Source organism: Micromonospora humida (assembly GCF_016901255.1).
Lineage (GTDB): Bacteria > Actinomycetota > Actinomycetes > Mycobacteriales > Micromonosporaceae > Micromonospora > Micromonospora wenchangensis.
This window is the reverse complement of sequence record NZ_JAFEUC010000023.1, coordinates 34189-50768: the sequence shown is the minus strand read 5'-3', so window position 1 is coordinate 50768 and position 16580 is coordinate 34189. Positions and strand designations below refer to the sequence as shown.

The 16580-nt window shown below is 74.5% G+C and carries 15 protein-coding genes; 6 read left to right on the top strand and 9 right to left on the bottom strand.

The annotated features are described in order from the left end of the window. Positions 1-6: 6 nt before the first annotated feature. The 4 genes from JQX11_RS31370 to JQX11_RS31360 form a co-directional block, all read right to left on the bottom strand. Positions 7-801: an AAC(3) family N-acetyltransferase gene (locus tag JQX11_RS31370; RefSeq protein WP_204928534.1), complete on the bottom strand. Its 795-nt coding sequence runs from the start codon at positions 799-801 to the stop codon at positions 7-9. Further along, positions 792-3116: an FxsB family cyclophane-forming radical SAM/SPASM peptide maturase gene (locus JQX11_RS31365; RefSeq protein WP_204928533.1), complete on the bottom strand. Its 2325-nt coding sequence runs from the start codon at positions 3114-3116 to the stop codon at positions 792-794. Before JQX11_RS31365 ends, JQX11_RS31370 begins: the two co-directional genes overlap by 10 nt. Next, positions 3088-3219 carry a hypothetical protein gene (locus JQX11_RS33245; protein ID WP_269757004.1) on the bottom strand — a complete coding sequence of 44 codons (132 nt, stop codon included), beginning with the start codon at positions 3217-3219 and terminating at the stop codon, positions 3088-3090. The genes JQX11_RS31365 and JQX11_RS33245 overlap by 29 nt, the downstream gene beginning before the upstream one ends. Positions 3220-3358: 139 nt before the next feature. Continuing rightward, positions 3359-4261 carry a DUF4231 domain-containing protein gene (locus JQX11_RS31360; protein ID WP_307826468.1) on the bottom strand — a complete coding sequence of 301 codons (903 nt, stop codon included), beginning with the start codon at positions 4259-4261 and terminating at the stop codon, positions 3359-3361. Positions 4262-4731: 470 nt separating this feature from the next. Here JQX11_RS31360 and JQX11_RS31355 point away from each other — a divergent pair, with 470 nt between their 5' ends. The 5 genes from JQX11_RS31355 (at position 4732) to JQX11_RS31335 (ending at position 10175) form a co-directional block, all read left to right on the top strand. Continuing rightward, a complete protein-coding gene (locus JQX11_RS31355; protein WP_204928531.1) occupies positions 4732-6795 on the top strand; it encodes a M4 family metallopeptidase in 2064 nt (687 codons plus the stop codon). 257 nt (positions 6796-7052) lie between these two features. Then, the gene (locus JQX11_RS31350; protein ID WP_204928530.1) at positions 7053-7478 is read left to right on the top strand and encodes a TOBE domain-containing protein; all 426 of its coding nucleotides are present in this window, start codon (positions 7053-7055) and stop codon (positions 7476-7478) included. 92 nt (positions 7479-7570) lie between these two features. After that, positions 7571-8305, top strand: a complete 735-nt coding sequence (gene modA, locus JQX11_RS31345) for a molybdate ABC transporter substrate-binding protein (RefSeq protein WP_204928548.1) — start codon at positions 7571-7573, stop codon at positions 8303-8305. Beyond that, the gene (locus JQX11_RS31340) at positions 8281-9111 is read left to right on the top strand and encodes an ABC transporter permease (protein WP_204928547.1); all 831 of its coding nucleotides are present in this window, start codon (positions 8281-8283) and stop codon (positions 9109-9111) included. The genes modA and JQX11_RS31340 overlap by 25 nt, the downstream gene beginning before the upstream one ends. After that, positions 9108-10175, top strand: coding sequence for an ABC transporter ATP-binding protein (locus JQX11_RS31335; protein ID WP_372444659.1), 1068 nt, complete (start codon positions 9108-9110; stop codon positions 10173-10175). Before JQX11_RS31340 ends, JQX11_RS31335 begins: the two co-directional genes overlap by 4 nt. Before the next feature lie 15 nt (positions 10176-10190). Here JQX11_RS31335 and nhaA read toward each other — a convergent pair whose 3' ends face one another. The 4 genes from nhaA to JQX11_RS31315 all read right to left on the bottom strand — a co-directional run bounded on the left by nhaA (position 10191) and on the right by JQX11_RS31315 (position 15084). Then, a complete protein-coding gene (gene nhaA, locus JQX11_RS31330) occupies positions 10191-11543 on the bottom strand; it encodes a Na+/H+ antiporter NhaA (RefSeq protein ID WP_204928528.1) in 1353 nt (450 codons plus the stop codon). Positions 11544-11869: 326 nt separating this feature from the next. Further along, positions 11870-13771 carry a molecular chaperone HtpG gene (gene htpG / locus JQX11_RS31325; RefSeq protein ID WP_204928527.1) on the bottom strand — a complete coding sequence of 634 codons (1902 nt, stop codon included), beginning with the start codon at positions 13769-13771 and terminating at the stop codon, positions 11870-11872. 65 nt (positions 13772-13836) lie between these two features. Then, a complete protein-coding gene (locus JQX11_RS31320) occupies positions 13837-14505 on the bottom strand; it encodes a class I SAM-dependent DNA methyltransferase (protein ID WP_307826466.1) in 669 nt (222 codons plus the stop codon). Positions 14506-14544: 39 nt separating this feature from the next. After that, complete coding sequence (locus JQX11_RS31315) at positions 14545-15084, bottom strand: DinB family protein (protein ID WP_204928526.1); 540 nt, start codon at positions 15082-15084, stop codon at positions 14545-14547. An 83-nt stretch (positions 15085-15167) separates the two neighbouring features. Between JQX11_RS31315 and smpB the strand changes: the two genes are divergently transcribed. Beyond that, positions 15168-15671, top strand: coding sequence for an SsrA-binding protein SmpB (smpB, locus tag JQX11_RS31310; protein WP_204928525.1), 504 nt, complete (start codon positions 15168-15170; stop codon positions 15669-15671). A 27-nt stretch (positions 15672-15698) separates the two neighbouring features. Here smpB and JQX11_RS31305 read toward each other — a convergent pair whose 3' ends face one another. Next, positions 15699-16553, bottom strand: coding sequence for a DMT family protein (locus JQX11_RS31305; RefSeq protein WP_204928524.1), 855 nt, complete (start codon positions 16551-16553; stop codon positions 15699-15701). Positions 16554-16580: the final 27 nt, after the last annotated feature.

Sequence of the window (16580 nt, the reverse complement as noted above, 5' to 3'; positions counted from 1 at the left end):
TCCCCTTCACGCCAGTCGGTGCGCATCCATCCACCCCCGGGCGAGGTCGACCGCGCGGCGCAGCCGTACACAGTGACCGTCGGCGGCGCCCACCGGCCCGGAGCGGACCGCGCCGTCGGCCACCACGGCCGCCCCGATCCGCGGGAAGTCGCCGTCGTCCAGGTGCGGGGCGCGGAAGTCCCGGCGGACCCGGCGACCCTGCGGGTCACGCAGGTAGCAGCGGTACGCCCGGTGCGGTGCGGGCCGGGCGCACCGGTACTCGGCGAGGTGGAACGCGGTGCACACCGACCAGTCGACGCCGAGCAGCAGGACCAGGGCGTCGGCGGCGTACAGCGCGCCCAGGGGGGACCGGTCGCCGAGGTGGCAGTCCAGGTCGTGCCGGGCGGTCAGGGTGGCGGCGGCCGGGCCGAGAGCGGCGAAGGAGGTCTGCGGGTGGGCGCTGCGCCGGGCGTCGGCCTGGCGGCGGACGTGTTCGGCGAACGCCCCCATCCCCTGGGCCGGGCTGTGCGCCGGATCGAACGGCGCGATGGTCGCCTCGACGGCGGCGGCCTGGGCCGGGGTCATCCCCGCCGTGGCGGCCCGGAACGCCGGTGAGGTCACCGAGTTGCCGGCGGTCTGCGTCGGCACGACCACCGTGCCGTGGTCACCGAGGGTGTCGCGCAGCGCGGCGAGGAGGGTGGCCGGCCCCGCCGGCTCGGGCCGGACCCTGGACAGCGCGCAGTGCACCAGTACGGTCGCGCCGGTGGGTAGTCCGAGCGTCCGCAGGTCGGCGGCGAGGGTGGCCCTGTCGTTCACCGCCATCCGTCCAGGGTGGCGCGCATCCGCCGGACGAACCGCTCGCCGTCGGCGGTGAGGCTGCCGAGGTCGAGCAGCGCGTCGACCGTCCCGTCGGTCCATTCCCGGTAGCGCCGGTGGTGTGCCGCCGCTTCGGCTCCCGGGCGGTGCCGCCACACGTCGGCGACGGCGAGGTGGGCGTAGACGCCGTGCAGCGCGCCTTCCACCGGCCTGGGGTCGTCGCGCCAGGGCACCCGCAGCCGCCGGGCGTCGGCGGGGTCGAACAGTTCGCAGACGTCGAGCACGGCATCCAGTTTGAGGTGTTGCACCTCGTGCACGAGCAGCACCGCCAGCGCGGCGTCGTCGGCGACGGGGGTGACGGCGACCGCGCCGAACGCGGACCGGGCGGCGGCGCTGCGGGAGCGGCCGGACGGGTCCGGCCGCAGCGGCACCACGGCGCGCAGCAGGGCGCGTACCCCGGCGGCGTATCCGGCGGCCTCGGTGTCGAGGCGGTCGACCGCCCGACGCACCTGCCGCGTCCAGCGGTCGGCGACCGCCGGGGTGAGCCGGGCCGCCACCGGCAGGTCGAAGCAGTCGCGGTACGGGTCGGTGTCCTCCAGCAGGACGGTCCCGTCGCCGGTGTGGGCCGCCCGGGTGGGCCGCCACCGGTCCGGGTGGGGTCCGACGGCCGGCCGGACCAGGACCCGTCGCCGGCCGGCCCGCAGCGCGACGCCGCCGCCGGAGATCGTGACGGGCACCGTGGCGGCGTCGGTGTCCACCATGATCGCGCCGAGGGTCGGCAGGTGCACCGCGCCGGCCCGCACCGGCAGCACGAGGTCGGCGTCGACGCCGGCCCGGACCGCCGCGGCGGCGGCGACGGCGGCGAGGTGGGACAGGTCGCCCGTCGCCCCAGCCCGGCACCGCTGCGCCCACCGCCTGACGAACGGGTGGGTGAGCACGTGGTCGACGGCGTCGGGCGCGGACACGTCCAGCGCCACCAGCAGGTGCCAACCGGCCGCCGCGACCGGGTCGGCGGTGGCGGCGGGACTGAGCGCGACCGTGAGCGCACGGGCGATGCCGTGGTGGACGGCGGCGAGCTGATCCACCGAACCCGGGCCGCCCCGCCCGGAGCCGAGGTCGGCCAGGACGGCGGGGGGCAACGTGTCGACCGGCCGCTGCTGCGGCGACCCGGCGGGGACGGCGGTGGCCCGGATCAACGCGGCCAGGTCCGCGCAGTACGCCGACGGGTTGTCGAAACCGGTGGCCGAGCGGTAGCGGTGGGCGAACAGGCCCCCGCCGCAGCGGCGTACCAGCGGGCAGGAGCGGCAGGTGGCGCACAGGCCGGCCAGGCCGGTCTGCCGGACGGCGATGCCCGGATGGGCCGCCGCCTCGTCGACGGCGTGCCGGAACACGTCCAGGCCGGTGGCGGCGGCACCGTGGAAGGCGGACTTGAGCGAGTCGACCTGCTCGAAGCTGCCGTCGGTCTCCACCACGACCAGGTCCGCCGGGGCGAGCCCGACCGCCTCGGTGCCGGTGCTGCCGCCGGTGGCCGTGGCCAGCAGGGACTCCAGCAGCCGGATCGGCACCGGCCGCCCGTCGGCCAGCCAGCGCCGGTGGATGGTCAGCAGCCAGTCCGCGTACGGGGTGGTGGCCCCGTCGGGGCGGGCGGGCGGACGGTCCCAGTTGGCGTGCGGCAGCAGGAAGTCGATCCGGGGCGGTTCCTCGGCGAGCAGCGCCTGGTAGACCCGCAGCGGGTCGTTGGCCAGGTCGACGGTGCACAGCAGCCCGGCGTAGGAGCTGCGGTAGGCGGGGCGACGCAGCAGGGCCAGTGCCCGGCGCACCTGGTCGTGGCTGCTCGCGCCGTTGGCGTACCGGCGGTGCCGGTCGTTGGCCGACCGGTCGCCGTCCAGTGAGACGCCCACCCTGACGTCGTGGGCGACGAGGACGTCGGCGATCTCGGCGGTGAGCAGCACGCCGTTGGTCTGCATCCGCAGGTCGAGCCGGGTCACCGGGTCGATCACCCGGCGCAGGATCGTGGCGGTGGTGGCGAGCCGGGCCGCACCGGCCAGCAGGGGCTCCCCGCCGTGCAGGACCACCCGGACCGCGGTGAGCCGGTGGGTGGTGGCGTGCTCGGCGATCCGCCGGGCGGTGGCCTCGACCGTGTCGGGCGTCATCAGCCGGGGTTGACGACGCCACGACTGGTCGGGGTGTTCGTAGACGTAGCAGTGGTCACATGCCAGGTCGCACCGGCTGGTCAGCTTGAGGACGTACTGGCGCAGCGGGGTGACCGGGGCACGGGGCGCGGTGGCCGGGTCAGACGTGCGAGCTGAAGGACGCGACATCGACCCGGGTCGGGTGGGTGGCCCGGCGGTCGTCGATGCGGGCGACGGCGACGGCCCGCTCGACCGGGATCTGACCGAGCGGGGTGCGTCGCACGTCGCTCATCGGCGTCGGGAACGGATCGGACGGGCGTTGGGTGCGGTCCACGTCGGGCCCCCATCTTGTGTCGGAGGTGGACGGAGGTCCGCCCACGTCGACGACCAATCACGGATGTCGATGATGCTATCCGCCACAGCCCGTCATGTCACTGCTGCGCAGCGCCATCATCCTCGATCATCTTGGCCATCCAGGCCGCGTTGGACTGGGCGATGATCCGTTCGGCCTCGGCGACGAACGCCTCGTCGTCGGTCCAGCCCAGCCCGGCCGCCCGGGTCAGTCGCAGCCGGGTGAGCTGGTCGGCCGTCCGGGCGTACTCCAGGTGCTGTTGTTCGTGGCGTTCGGCCGCGCCGTAGCCGACCAGCGCGGTGGTGACCGCCGCGACCACCGGCACCCACGCGGTCAGGCCGAGCGCGTCGCCGAACACCCCGACCACGGCGGAGAGCACGGCGGCCACGACGGTCAACGCGGTCGCCGCCCGGCCGATCCGGGTGGCGGCGCGAGCGGCCTGCCGGGCCGCCGGCAGGTAGTAGCCGTCGACCTGCCGCTGTACCCGTTCGGCCAGGTAGCTCGGCAGGCCGGTGACCGGGGGCAGCGGACGGTCGGCCGGGGTGCCGTCGAGGGTGTGCCCGACCAGGTCGCCGACGCCGTCCACGAGCAGTCCGTAGCGGTGCAGCAGGACGGCGTCGGCGTCGGCACCGGCGTAGGGGGCGACGCGGGCGAGGTAGCGGTACAGCTCCGCCTTGGACGCCTCGGAGACCGCCCGGAGCCGGGTCCAGACGGCCACCGCGTCGCGGGAGGCGCGGCGGCCGAGCACCGGCACCAGCAGCAGCGACACGGCGGCGACGAGCGCGAGCACCCGGCCGGCGGTGGGCGCGGACGCGGCCAGCCGGGCCGCCGCGGTGCCGGCGACGGCAGCGGCGGCCGTCAGCGCGGCGACCGCCCGCCGCCCGGTGGTGATCCGTCGCTTGGCCCGTCGGGCGGCCTGCGACCAGTCGCCCTGCCCCCGCCAGACCTGCCCGGCGGCGAGGGATCCGTCGATGTCCGGCACAGCCGCATGGTAGGCGACCGGTGCCCGTCCGGCCCGCACCCGACGGGCCGGGCACGCGCCCCGCCGGGCCGGGCACGACGGACCCGGCGAGGGTGTCGCACCGCTGGTCGGCGGGTGTATGCGCATCCGGCGCGCGTTCCGGCGAAAACCCGCAACTGGGGCGGTCGGCGGGACCGAGATCGACGGGGATGACCTGTTCAGACCGGGGTGGCCGAGGGTCGTTCATCACCTGGCAACAGGGGTTTCGGCAGTCCGACGGCATGGTTGCCCGGGTCAACCCATTGATATGGATGCCTGCCCGTGTGATCGTGCCTCCAGCAGTCGCCAACCCCCGGCGACACGCGACGGACAGTCACCCCCACCGGGCCCGCCGGCAGCCCGGAGACAACCCGTCGCGGCCACGCCTCACGCAGCATCGGCGCGCGACCCCACCGGGCACCGCGACGCCGCCCGAGAACAGGAGCATCCCCTTGACGCTCTCACCCCGCCTCGTCGCGCTCTCCGGCGCGGTCGCGGCCGGCCTGATCGCCGCGGGCACCGCCGCGGCGGTCCAGGCCGCGCCGTCCCACCCCGCCCCCGACCCGGCCCAGGCCCGGGCCGCCGCCGTCGGCGCGGCCAGCTCGCTGGTCGCCAGCCGCCCCGCCTACCTGCACGCCAGCGCCGACGACGCGTTCGTGCAGCGGCCGGTCATCGCCTCCGAAGGCATCCAGTACGTCCCCTACGAACGCACCTACAAGGGCCTGCGCGTGGTCGGCGGGGACTTCGTCCTGGCGACCACCGCCACCGGCGAGGTCACCTACGCCTCCGTCGCCCAGCAGCAGAGCATCGGGAACCTGTCCACCACGCCGAAGCTCACCGCCGCCGCCGCCGAGCGGACCGCCCGCACCCAACTGCGCACGGTCAGCGGCGTCGAGGGCACCACGCTGGTCGTGCACACCCTCGGCGCCCGGCCCACGCTGGCCTGGGAGACCACCGTCACCGGCACCGGCGCGGACGGCCCCAGCCGGCTGACCGTCGACGTGGACGCCGCCACCGGCGCGGTGCTGGACACCCAGGAGCACGTGGTGCGGGGCACCGGCACCGGCGTGTGGAACGGCCCGGTCACCCTGAACACCACCCAGTCGGGCAGCACCTACTCGCTGAAGGACCCGAGCACCACCAACCTGAGCTGCCAGGACGCCGCGAACAACACCACCTTCTCCGGCTCGGACGACGTCTGGGGCAACGGCACCGGCACCAACAAGGAGACCGGCTGCGTCGACGCCCTGTTCTCGGCGCAGACCGAGCACAAGATGCTGTCGCAGTGGCTGGGCCGCAACGGCGCCAACGGCAGCGGTGGCGCGTGGCCCATCCGGGTCGGGCTCAACGACCAGAACGCCTACTACGACGGCTCCCAGGTGCAGATCGGCAAGAACACCGCCGGGCAGTGGATCGGCTCGCTCGACGTGGTGGCCCACGAGATCGGCCACGGCATCGACGACACCACCCCCGGCGGCATCTCCCGGGGCAACACCCAGGAGTTCGTCGCCGACACCTTCGGCGCGGCCACCGAGTGGTTCGCCAACGAGCCGTCCACCTACGACGCGCCGGACTTCCTCGTCGGCGAGAAGATCAACCTGGTCGGCAGCGGCCCGATCCGCAACATGTACAACCCGTCCGCGCTCGGCGACGCGAACTGCTACTCCAGCAGCATCCCGAGCCAGGAGGTGCACGCGGCGGCCGGTCCGGGCAACCACTGGTTCTACCTGCTGGCCATGGGCAGCAACCCGACCAACGGGCAGCCGACCAGCCCGACCTGCAACAGCAGCACGGTGACCGGCCTCGGCATCCAGAAGGCCATCAAGATCATGTACAACGCGATGCTGATCAAGACGACCACCTCGTCGTACCTGAAGTACCGCACCTGGACGTTGCAGGCCGCCAAGACCCTCTACCCGGGCAGCTGCACCGAGTTCAACACGGTCAAGGCCGCCTGGGACGCGGTGAGCGTGCCGGCGCAGTCCGCCGACCCGACCTGCACCGGCGGCACCCCGACGCCCACCCCGACGGCGACCTCCACCCCGACGCCCACCCCGACCTCGGGCGGCTGCTCCGGCCAGAAGCTGACCAACCCCGGCTTCGAGTCCGGCGGCACCGGCTGGACCGCCACCTCGGGCGTGATCACCTCGTCGGCCAGCCAGGCCGCGCACGGTGGCTCGTACAAGGCGTGGCTCAACGGGTACGGCTCGACCCACACCGACACCGTCACCCAGTCGGTGGCGATCCCGGCCGGTTGCCGGGCCACCCTGTCCTTCTGGCTGCACATCGACACGGCCGAGTCGGGCAGCACGGCGTACGACAGGCTGACCGTCAAGGCCGGCAGCACCACCCTGGCGACGTACTCCAACGTCAACGCCGCCAGCGGGTACGTGCAGCGCAGCTTCGACGTGTCCGCGCTGGCGGGCAGCACCGTCACCATCTCGTTCAGCGGGGTGGAGGACAGCAGCCTGCAGACGTCCTTCGTGGTGGACGACACCGCGCTCACCCTGAGCTGACCTCCCACCGCCGGCAGCGGCCGGTCGTCGCCACCCGCGATGGCCGGCCGTCGGCGTGTCCGCCCCACCGCTCCCCCGGTAGCCCGGCGGCCGGCGCGGCCCCACCCGCCGGCCCGACGACAACCGAACCGGCCGGACCGACGCGGGCCGGCTTCGGCTGGTAGCCGCGATTGCGGGCCGCAGACGGCCTCACCGTTCGCTTCTGCGAGGGAGATACCTCCTTCCGTTCAGCAGATGCGGGTCGTTAGGGTGACCGGGTGAGCGTGTTCCGGATCAGCGAGGCCGCCGAGTTGCTCGGAGTCAGCGCCGACACCGTGCGGCGCTGGGTGGACGCCGGCCGGTTGCCCGCCCGGCGGGACACCCACGGCCACCGACTCGTCGACGGCGTGGACCTGGCCGGCTTCGTCCGCGCCCAGTCCGCCGCCCCCGACGAGGGGGCCGAGTTCTCCTCGGCCCGCAACCGGCTGCGCGGGATCGTCACCGCCGTCGTCCGGGACACCGTGATGGCCCAGGTCGACATCCAGGCCGGGCCGTTCCGGATCGTCTCCCTGATGAGCCGCGAGGCCGTCGACGAACTGGACCTGCGGGTCGGCTCGGTGGCCGTCGCCGTCATCAAGTCGACCACCGTCGTGGTGGAGCGGCCCGCGCCCACCGGCCCCGCCAGGACAAGGACCGACCCGTGACCCGCTCCGACGGACCGCCCGCCCCGACCGCCGACCCGCCGGGCGGTCACCGTCGCGCCGTCGTCGTCCCCCTCGTCGCGGCCGTCCTCGCCCTGGCCGGATGCACGGCCGGGACCACCGCCCCGGCCGCCGACGGTGGACCGCGCGGCACGCTGACCGTCTTCGCCGCCGCGTCGCTGACCGAGTCGTTCACCACCCTCGGCCGGCGGTTCGAGGCCGAACACCCGGGCACGACTGTCACCTTCAACTTCGCCGGCAGCTCCGCCCTGGCCACCCAGATCACCCAGGGTGCGCCCGCCGACGTGTTCGCCTCGGCCGCCCCGAGGAACATGGCCACCGTCACCGACGCCGGGCACGCCGCCGACACCCCCACCGTCTTCGCCCGCAACCAGCTCGTCATCGCCGTGCCGCAGGGCAACCCGCAGCGCCTCACCGGGCTGGCCGACCTGACCCGCCCGGGGTTGAAGGTCGCGCTGTGCGCCGCCCAGGTGCCGTGCGGGGCGGCGGCCACCACCGCCCTGGACGCGGCCGGCGTACGGGTCACCCCGGTCACCCTCGAACAGGACGTCAGGGGCGCACTGGCCAAGGTGAGACTCGGCGAGGTCGACGCGGCGCTGGTCTACCGCACCGACGCCCGCGCGGCCGACCGGGAGGTCGACGGCGTCGAGTTCCCCGAGTCGACCCGCGCCGCCAACGACTACCCGATCGTGGTGCTCACCGACGCGCCGAACCCCGTCGCCGCCCGCGCCTTCGTCGCGCTGGTCCGGTCGGCGTCCGGCCGGGCCGTCCTCACCGACGCCGGATTCCAGCCGCCGGCAGGCCCGTGACCGCGCCCACCCGTCGACGCGGCACCGGTCAACGGGTGCCGGTCGCGCTGCTCGTACCGGCCGCCCTGGGGTTGCTGTTCCTGGTGCTGCCGCTGGGCGGCCTGCTGTTGCGCACCCCGTGGACGTCGCTGGGACCGCGCCTCACCGCACCCGGGGTACTCACCGCGCTGCGACTGTCGGTGCAGTGCGCCACCCTCGCCACGCTGCTCTGCCTGGCGCTGGGCGTACCCCTGGCCTGGCTGCTGGCCCGGGTGGAGTTCCCCGGCCGGCGGCTGGTCCGGGCGCTGGTCACCGTGCCGTTGGTGCTGCCGCCGGTGGTCGGCGGGGTGGCGCTGCTGCTGGTCTTCGGCCGGCGCGGGCCGGTCGGCGGCTGGCTGGACGCCACCTTCGGCGTCACGCTGCCGTTCACCACCACCGGCGTGGTGCTCGCCGAGGCGTTCGTGGCGATGCCGTTCCTGATCATCGCGGTGGAGGGGGCGCTGCGCGGCGTCGACCACCGCTACGAGGAGGCCGCCGCCACCCTGGGCGCGGGCCGGTGGACCACCTTCACCCGGGTCACCCTCCCGCTGGTCGGCCCGGGGGTCGCCGCCGGGGCGGTGCTGTGCTGGGCCCGCGCGCTCGGCGAGTTCGGCGCGACCATCACCTTCGCCGGCAACTATCCGGGCCGTACCCAGACCATGCCGCTCGCCGTCTACCTGGCCCTGGAGACCGACCTGGAGGCCGCCGTGGTGCTCAGCCTGGTGCTGCTCACCGTCTCGGTGGTGATCCTCGCCGGGCTGCGCGACCGGTGGATCGGCGGCCCGTGACACCGCCGCTGCTCGACGGGCACCTGGTCGTCGACCGGGCCGGGTTCCGGCTGGACGTCCGGCTGCACGTCGCCGCCGGGGAGGTGGTCGCGCTGCTCGGCCCGAACGGCGCCGGCAAGACCACCGCGCTGCGCGCCCTGGCCGGGCTGCAGCCGCTCGACGCCGGCCGGCTACGCCTCAGCGGGGTGGAACTGGACCACCCGGACGCCCGCCGGTTCGTGCCACCCGAGCGGCGACCGGTCGGCGTGGTGTTCCAGGACTACCTGCTCTTCCCGCACCTGACCGCCCGGGACAATGTGGCCTTCGGCCCGCGCCGGCAGGGCCTGCCCCGGCGGGCCGCCCGCGCACGGGCCGACCGGTGGCTGGACCGGGTCGGCCTGGCCGGGTACGCCGGGCGGCGACCCCGGCAGCTCTCCGGCGGGCAGGCCCAGCGGGTCGCGCTGGCCCGCGCGCTCGCCGTCCACCCGACCCTGCTGCTGCTCGACGAGCCGCTGGCCGCGCTCGACGCCCGGACCCGGCTGGACACCCGCGCCGAACTGCACCGCCACCTCACCGACCATGCCGGGGCGGCCGTCCTGGTCACCCACGACCCGCTGGACGCGCTGGCGCTGGCCGACCGGCTGGTCGTCGTCGAGGACGGCCGGGTGGTCCAGGAGGGCGACGCCAGCGCGGTGACCAGCCGGCCGCGCACCGACTACGTGGCCCGGCTGGTGGGGCTGAACCTGCACCGGGGCCGGGCCGACGGGCGGCGGGTCCGGCTCACCGACGGGCTGGCGCTGCCGACCGCCGACCGGCTCGACGGCGACGCCTTCGTGGTCTTCGCACCCACCGCCGTGCGCCTGCACCCGCACCGCCCCGACGACGCCACCCGGCCCGGCTGGCCGGCGACCGTCGCCGGGGTGCACCGGCACGGCGACCACCTGCGGGTGCAGCTCACCGGGGCGCTCGACACCGTCGCCGACGTCACCCCCGCCGTCGCCGCCGGCCTGCGGCTGCTCCCCGGACAGCAGGTCTGGGCGAGCGTCGCGGCCGGCGACACCCGGGCGTACCCGGTCGGGCCCTGACCGCCGGGCCGACGGTCACCTCGGGACGGACGGGCCGTCGCCGGTGTCGGCGGGTCGGGGCGGCTCCGGCTGGAAGACGTCCGGCACGCCGTCGCGGTCCAGGTCGACGCTCTCGGCCTCGTGGACCCGCCGGTAGACCCGGCTGCGGGCGCGCAGGACGACGCTGGCCAGCAGCGCCGACAACAGCGAACCGGCGAGCACCGCCACCTTGGCGTGGTCGTCACGGGCACTGCCCAGGCCGAAGGCCAGCTCCCCGATCAGCAGCGAGACGGTGAAGCCGATCCCGCCGAGCAGTGCGAGCCCGAGCGCGTCGAGCCAGTTGAGACCCTCGTCGGGGTCGGCCCGGGTGAACCGGGACACCAGCCAGGTCGCGGTCAGGATGCCGATCGGCTTGCCGACGACCAGGCCGACGGCGATGCCCACCGCGACCCGGTCGGTCAGCGCGGTGGCCAGCCCGGCGAGCCCTCCCACGGTGACCCCGGCGGAGAGGAACGCGAACACCGGCACGGCGATGCCGGCGGAGATCGGCCGCACCCGGTGCTCGAAGTGCTCGGCCAGGCCGGGCCCGGCGTCCGGGCCGCCCGCCGCCGCGCTGCGCACCACCGGCACGGTGAAGGCGAGCAGCACGCCGGCCACGGTGGCGTGCACCCCCGACTCGTGCACCAGCACCCAGGTGAGGGCGGCCAACGGCAGCAGCAGCCACCACGACCGGATGCGGCGCTGCACCAGCAGCCCGAACGCGGCGAGCGGCAGCAGCGCGCCCAGCAGCGGGGCGACCGACAGGTTCGAGGTGTAGAAGACCGCGATGATCATGATGGCGAGCAGGTCGTCGACCACCGCCAGGGTGAGCAGGAAGGTCCGCAACGCCGACGGCAGGAAGCGGCCCACCACGGCGAGCACCGCCAGAGCGAACGCGATGTCGGTGGCGGTCGGGATGGCCCAGCCCCGGCCCGCGTCACCGCCGGCACCCGCGGCGATCAGGGCGTACAGGACGGCGGGCACGATCACCCCACCGACGGCCGCCGCCACCGGCACCGCCGCCCGCCGGGGGTCACGCAGGTCACCGGCGACGAACTCGCGTTTGAGTTCCAGACCGGCGACGAAGAAGAACACCGCCAGCAGACCGTCGGCGGCCCAGGTCGCCACGCTCAGGTCGAGATGCAGCGCGGCCGGGCCGACGGTGGTGTCGCGCAGCGTCTGGTACGCGCCCGACCAGGGAGAATTCGACCAGACCAGGGCGATGAGCGCCCCGCCGAGCAGCAGCGCGCCGCCGACGGTCTCCCGGCGCAGGATGGCCGAGATCCGGCTGGTCTCGCCCCAGGAGCGGCGGGCGAACAGGCTGGAGCGTCGCCGGGTGGCGTTGGTCACGGAAACTCCTCGTCGGCAGGGATCGCGTCATCCACCGCCGACCAGACTTCCCGGCACACCTGGAGCAACCCTATCCGGTACGGCGACCGACCGCCGGGTCAGCGCCGGCCCACCCGGGTCAGGTCACCGGACGGCCACCGACGGACCCGCCCGCTCGAACCGGGCCGGGGTGAAGGTGAGGCGGCCGGACCAGTTGACGAACGCGTCTGCCGCCGCGCCGCCTCCTGCCGCCGGGCGCCGGGCGCCGGGCCCCGCGCTCACCCGGCGGCCGGCCAGCCACCCGTCGCTCCCGGCCGGGCCGACGCCCGGCCGGGAGCGGAGGCGGATCAGAGGGTACGGGCCAGCCGGTCGGCGAGCAGCCGGGCGAACCGGGCCGGGTCGGCCAGGTCGCCGCCCTCGGCGAGCAGCGCCGTGCCGTAGAGCAGTTCGGCGGTCTCGGTGAGCGCCGCGCTGTCGTCGCCCCGCTGGTGGGCGACGCGCAGGCCGGTGACCAGCGGGTGGGTCGGGTTGAGTTCGAGGATGCGCTTGACCGGCGGCAGTTCCTGCCCCATCGCCCGGTACATCTTCTCCAGGGTCGGGGTGATGTCGTGCGCGTCGCCGACGATGCACGCGGGCGAGGTGGTCAGCCGGGAGGACAGCCGGACCTCCTTGACCGTGTCGGCGAGCGCCCCGCCGAGGAAGGTGAGCAGTTCGGCGTACTCCTTGTTCTGCTGCTCCCGGGCCACCTCGGTGTCCTTGCGTTCCTGCTCGGTCTCCAGGTCGACCTGGCCCTTGGCGATGGAGCGCAGCGGCTTGCCGTCGAACTGGCCGACCCGCTCCACCCACACCTCGTCGACCGGGTCGGTGAGCAGCAGCACCTCGAAGCCCTTGGCCCGGAACGCCTCCAGGTGCGGCGAGTTCTCCAGCATGGTGCGGTTCTCGCCGGTGGCGTAGTAGATCTCGGTCTGGCCGTCCTTCATCCGCTCCACGTACCCGCCCAGCGTGGTGGGCTCGGTGTCGTGGTGGGTGGAGGCCACCGAGACCAGCTCCAGGATGGTCTCGGTGTTGTCCGGGTCCTCCAGCAGACCCTCCTTGACCACCCGGCCGAACTCGCCCCAGAAGGTGGCGAACTTCTCCGGGTTGCCGGTGCGCATGTCCTTGACCGTGGCGAGCACCTTGCGGACCAGCCGGCGGCGGACGATCTGGATCTGCCGGTCCTGCTGGAGGATCTCCCGGGAGATGTTCAGCGACAGGTCGTGCGCGTCCACCACGCCCTTGACGAAGCGCAGGTAGTTCGGCATCAGTGCGGCGCAGTCGTCCATCACGAACACCCGCTTGACGTAGAGCTGCACTCCGCGCCGACCATCGGCCTGGTACAGGTCGTACGGCGCGTGCGCGGGCAGGAACAGCAGCGCCTCGTACTCGAAGGTGCCCTCCCCGCGCATGTGGATGGTCTCCAGCGGGTCGGTCCAGTCGTGGCTGACGTGCCGGTAGAAGTCCCGGTACTCCTCCTCGGCGACCTCGTCGCGCGGACGCGCCCAGAGCGCCTTGCGGGAGTTGAGGGTCTCCTCGGTGGGCTCGCCGCCGTCGACGCCCGGCACGGTGGTGCGGATCGGCCAGGCGATGAAGTCCGAGTACCGCTTGACGATCTGCCGGACCGTGGCGAGGTCGGCGTAGTCGTGCAGGTTGTCCTCGTCGTCGGCGGGCTTGAGGTGCACGGTGACCGAGGTGCCCTGCGGGGCGTCGTCGACGGTCTCCACCACGTACGTGCCCTCGCCGCTGGACTCCCAGCGGGTGCCCTCGGCCTGCCCGGCCCGCCGGGTGAGCAGGGTGACCCGGTCGGCGACCATGAACGTCGAGTAGAACCCGACACCGAACTGGCCGATCAGCTCGCCGCCGGCGGTCTCCTTGGACTCCTTGAGCTTGCGCAGCAGCTCGGCGGTGCCGGAGCGGGCGATGGTGCCGATCAGCGAGACGACGTCCTCGCGGGACATGCCGATGCCGTTGTCCCGCACGGTCAGGGTCCGGGCCTGCGGGTCGGTGACCAACTCGATGTGCAGGTCAGAGGTGTCGACGTCGAGGTCGGAGTCGACCAGCGACTCCAGCCGGAGCTTGTCCAACGCGTCGGAGGCGTTGGAGATCAGCTCGCGCAGGAAGACGTCCTTGTGCGAGTAGATGGAATGCACCATCAGTTGCAGCAGCTGGCGTGTCTCCGCCTGGAACTCCAGCGTCTCGGTCCGACTGCTCACACCAACCTCCTCGTACGGGTGGGCCAGATCCGCGCAACAGGATACGAGGTGCCGTGGCGGCCCGGTCACGCCCGGTCGTCGTCCCGACGAACCAGCAGGTTGGCCTGCGGGGTGCGTTCCATGGCGCCATCGAACTCCTGCGGCGCGCGGCACATCCGGGCCTGCTCCGACAGTCCGGCGGCGCCCAGTAGCGCGGCCACGTGGTCCGGGCGGCGGCGACGGAAGGCCAGCGCCACCGGGTGGCCCCACGCCTCGGTGTAGCGGACCGTCTCGTCGCCGACCTGGAAGGCGAGCAGGGCGTGCCCGCCGGGGGCGAGGACCCGGTGGAACTCGGCGAACACCCGGGGCAGCCACTCGTCGGGAACGTGGATGACGCTGTACCAGGCGACCAGGCCGGCCAGCACGCCGTCGGCCACCGGCAGGTCCAGCATGGACGCCTCGACGAAGGTCAGGTCGGGATGGGCCAGCCGGGCCTGCGCCAGCATGCCCGGGGACAGGTCGAGCCCGGTGACGGCCAGCCCGAGGTCGCGCAGGTGGCCGGTGATCCGCCCGGGGCCGCAGCCGACCTCCAGCACCGGCCCGCCCCCGCCGGTCAGCACGGTCTCGGCGAACGCGGCGAGCATGGCCCGGTCGACCGGGCGGGCAGCCAGCTCACCACGGTTGCGGGTGGTGTACTCGGCGGCCATCGTGTCGTAGGAGGCGCGGGTCTCGGCGAGGAAGTCGACATCGGTCACGGTCGCGGACCCTACCGGCCGCGCGGCTGCGCCGGAGGGTCAGCGGGAGGTCGTCGGGCGGGTGACGTCGTGCACGTGGTGCACCACGTCGTGCAGGAAGTAGACGGCGAAGCGGCGGACGGTGAACACCGAACCGTTGCTGCGCCGGCCCGGCCGGGCCCACTGCCCGGGCGTGACGGCGTCGAACGCGGCGGCGGTCGACTCGGCCTGTTCGGCGAGTTCCCTGGCCACCCGGGCCGGTGACTGGTGGAAGTAGTCGTCCTCGACGGCGGTGGCGTCCTGGTCCCAATTGGGGAAGACCGGGTCGTCCTCGTCGAGCATCAGCGCCAGCCGACCCCGGAAGATCCGGCAGGTGTCCCGCACGTGGCAGGCGTACTCCACCGGCGACCAGACGGTCGGCGCGGGCCGCCGGGTCGCGTCGGGCCGGGACAGCACCTCCCGCCAGACCGGGACGGTGGCCCGCAGCAGACCCCCGGTGGCCTCGGCCCGCTGCGGCACGAAACCACACTCGGCGCACCCGTCGTCGATGACGCCGGTCCAGTCCCGGTCCTCCGGCACGATCGCCGCCCACTCCGACATGCGGCGATCCTGCCACGCGGCTGCCGGGTCGGCACCGGCGGTAGGGTGTACGCCGCTGGCAGATCCGGGCGGAGGTGGTCGTCGTGGCACGGGACGCGGAGCGCACGCTGATCGCCGTCAACAGGAAGGCCCGGCACGACTACACCGTCCTGAAGACGTACGAGGCGGGCATCGTGCTGGTCGGCACCGAGGTGAAGTCGCTACGCGAGGGGCGGGTGTCGCTGGTCGACGCGTTCGCCCAGGAACGCGACGGCGAGATCATGCTGTACGGCCTGCACATCGCCGAGTACGGCTTCGGCACGTGGACCAACCACCAGCCCCGGCGGACCCGCAAACTGCTGCTGCACCGGGTGGAGATCGCCCGCATCCTGGAGAAGCTGCGTGACCCGGGGGTGACCCTGGTGCCGCTGTCGATGTACTTCAGCAACGGCTGGGCCAAGGTCGAGGTCGGGCTGGCCCGGGGCCGCCGCTCGTACGACAAGCGTCAGGTGCTCGCCGAACGCGACGCGAACCGGGAGATCGCCCGGGAGTTGGGCCGCCGGCTCAAGGGCCGACGACCGGCCGGCGAGGGCCGCCGGCCGGGCTGACCGTTTCCCCCGGAGCGCCCTGCGGGCTCAGCCGGGGGCGTGGTCGTCCGCTGCGGCGGTGTCGGCGGTGCCCGGGGCGCTGGCGAGCACGATCGCGGCGGCCACGGTGGTCAGGGTGGCCAGGACCGCCCAGGGCAGCCAGCCGGCGCGGACGCCGTCGCCGAGCAGCAGCACCCCGGCGACCGAGGGGACGACGATCTCGACCGCCCAGAGCACGGCGGTGACCGGCCCGACCTGCCCGTGGCGCAGCGCGTGCGCGTAGAGGACCGTCCCGGCCACCCCGGAGATGACCAGTCCCCAGGTGACCGGCCCCAGCAGCAGGTCCCAGGCCGCCGCGCCGGGGTGGCCCAGCGGGTCGGGTGGCGGGGTCAGCGCCCGCGCGCACAGCGCGGTGATGCCCCAGGAGAGGCCGGCCAGGGTGGCGGCGACGACCGGCCGGGCGACCCGCAGGGCGGCGAGGCCGGCGAGCGCGGTCAGCACCGCCGCACCGGCCAGGCCGACCCGCAGTGCCGTGGACGCGGTGACCGGTGGTTCGGGGCCGGCGGCCAGCGAGATGACGGTCAGGGCGGCGACGGTGAGCAGGATCGCCCCGGTGTCCCGGCGGCGCAGGCGCGCGCCGAGCACGATCCGGGCGATGACCACGGTGACGGCCAGCGAGCCGGCGGTGACCGATTGAACCGCGTACACCGGCAGTTTCTGGAGGGCGACCAGGGAGGCCAGCCAGGCCAGCGTGTCGCAGGCCAGGCCGGCGAGGTAGAGCGGGTGGCCGAGGGCGCGCAGGGTGCTGGCCCCGCGCCGGGCCCCGACGGCCTGCAGGACCGAGCCGACGCCGTAGCCGAACGCCGCGCCGAGGGCGAAGGTCAGCGCCAGGCCGGACGTCACGGCCCGCCCCCGACCCCGACCCGGTCG

Excerpts from the sequence above, each read along its gene's own strand:
- JQX11_RS31370 (WP_204928534.1), bottom strand. The coding sequence starts at position 801 with ATGGCGGTGAACGACAGGGCCACCCTCGCCGCCGACCTGCGGACGCTC.
- JQX11_RS31365 (WP_204928533.1), bottom strand. The coding sequence starts at position 3,116 with ATGTCGCGTCCTTCAGCTCGCACGTCTGACCCGGCCACCGCGCCCCGT.
- JQX11_RS33245 (WP_269757004.1), bottom strand. The coding sequence starts at position 3,219 with ATGAGCGACGTGCGACGCACCCCGCTCGGTCAGATCCCGGTCGAGCGG.
- JQX11_RS31315 (WP_204928526.1), bottom strand. The coding sequence starts at position 15,084 with ATGTCGGAGTGGGCGGCGATCGTGCCGGAGGACCGGGACTGGACCGGC.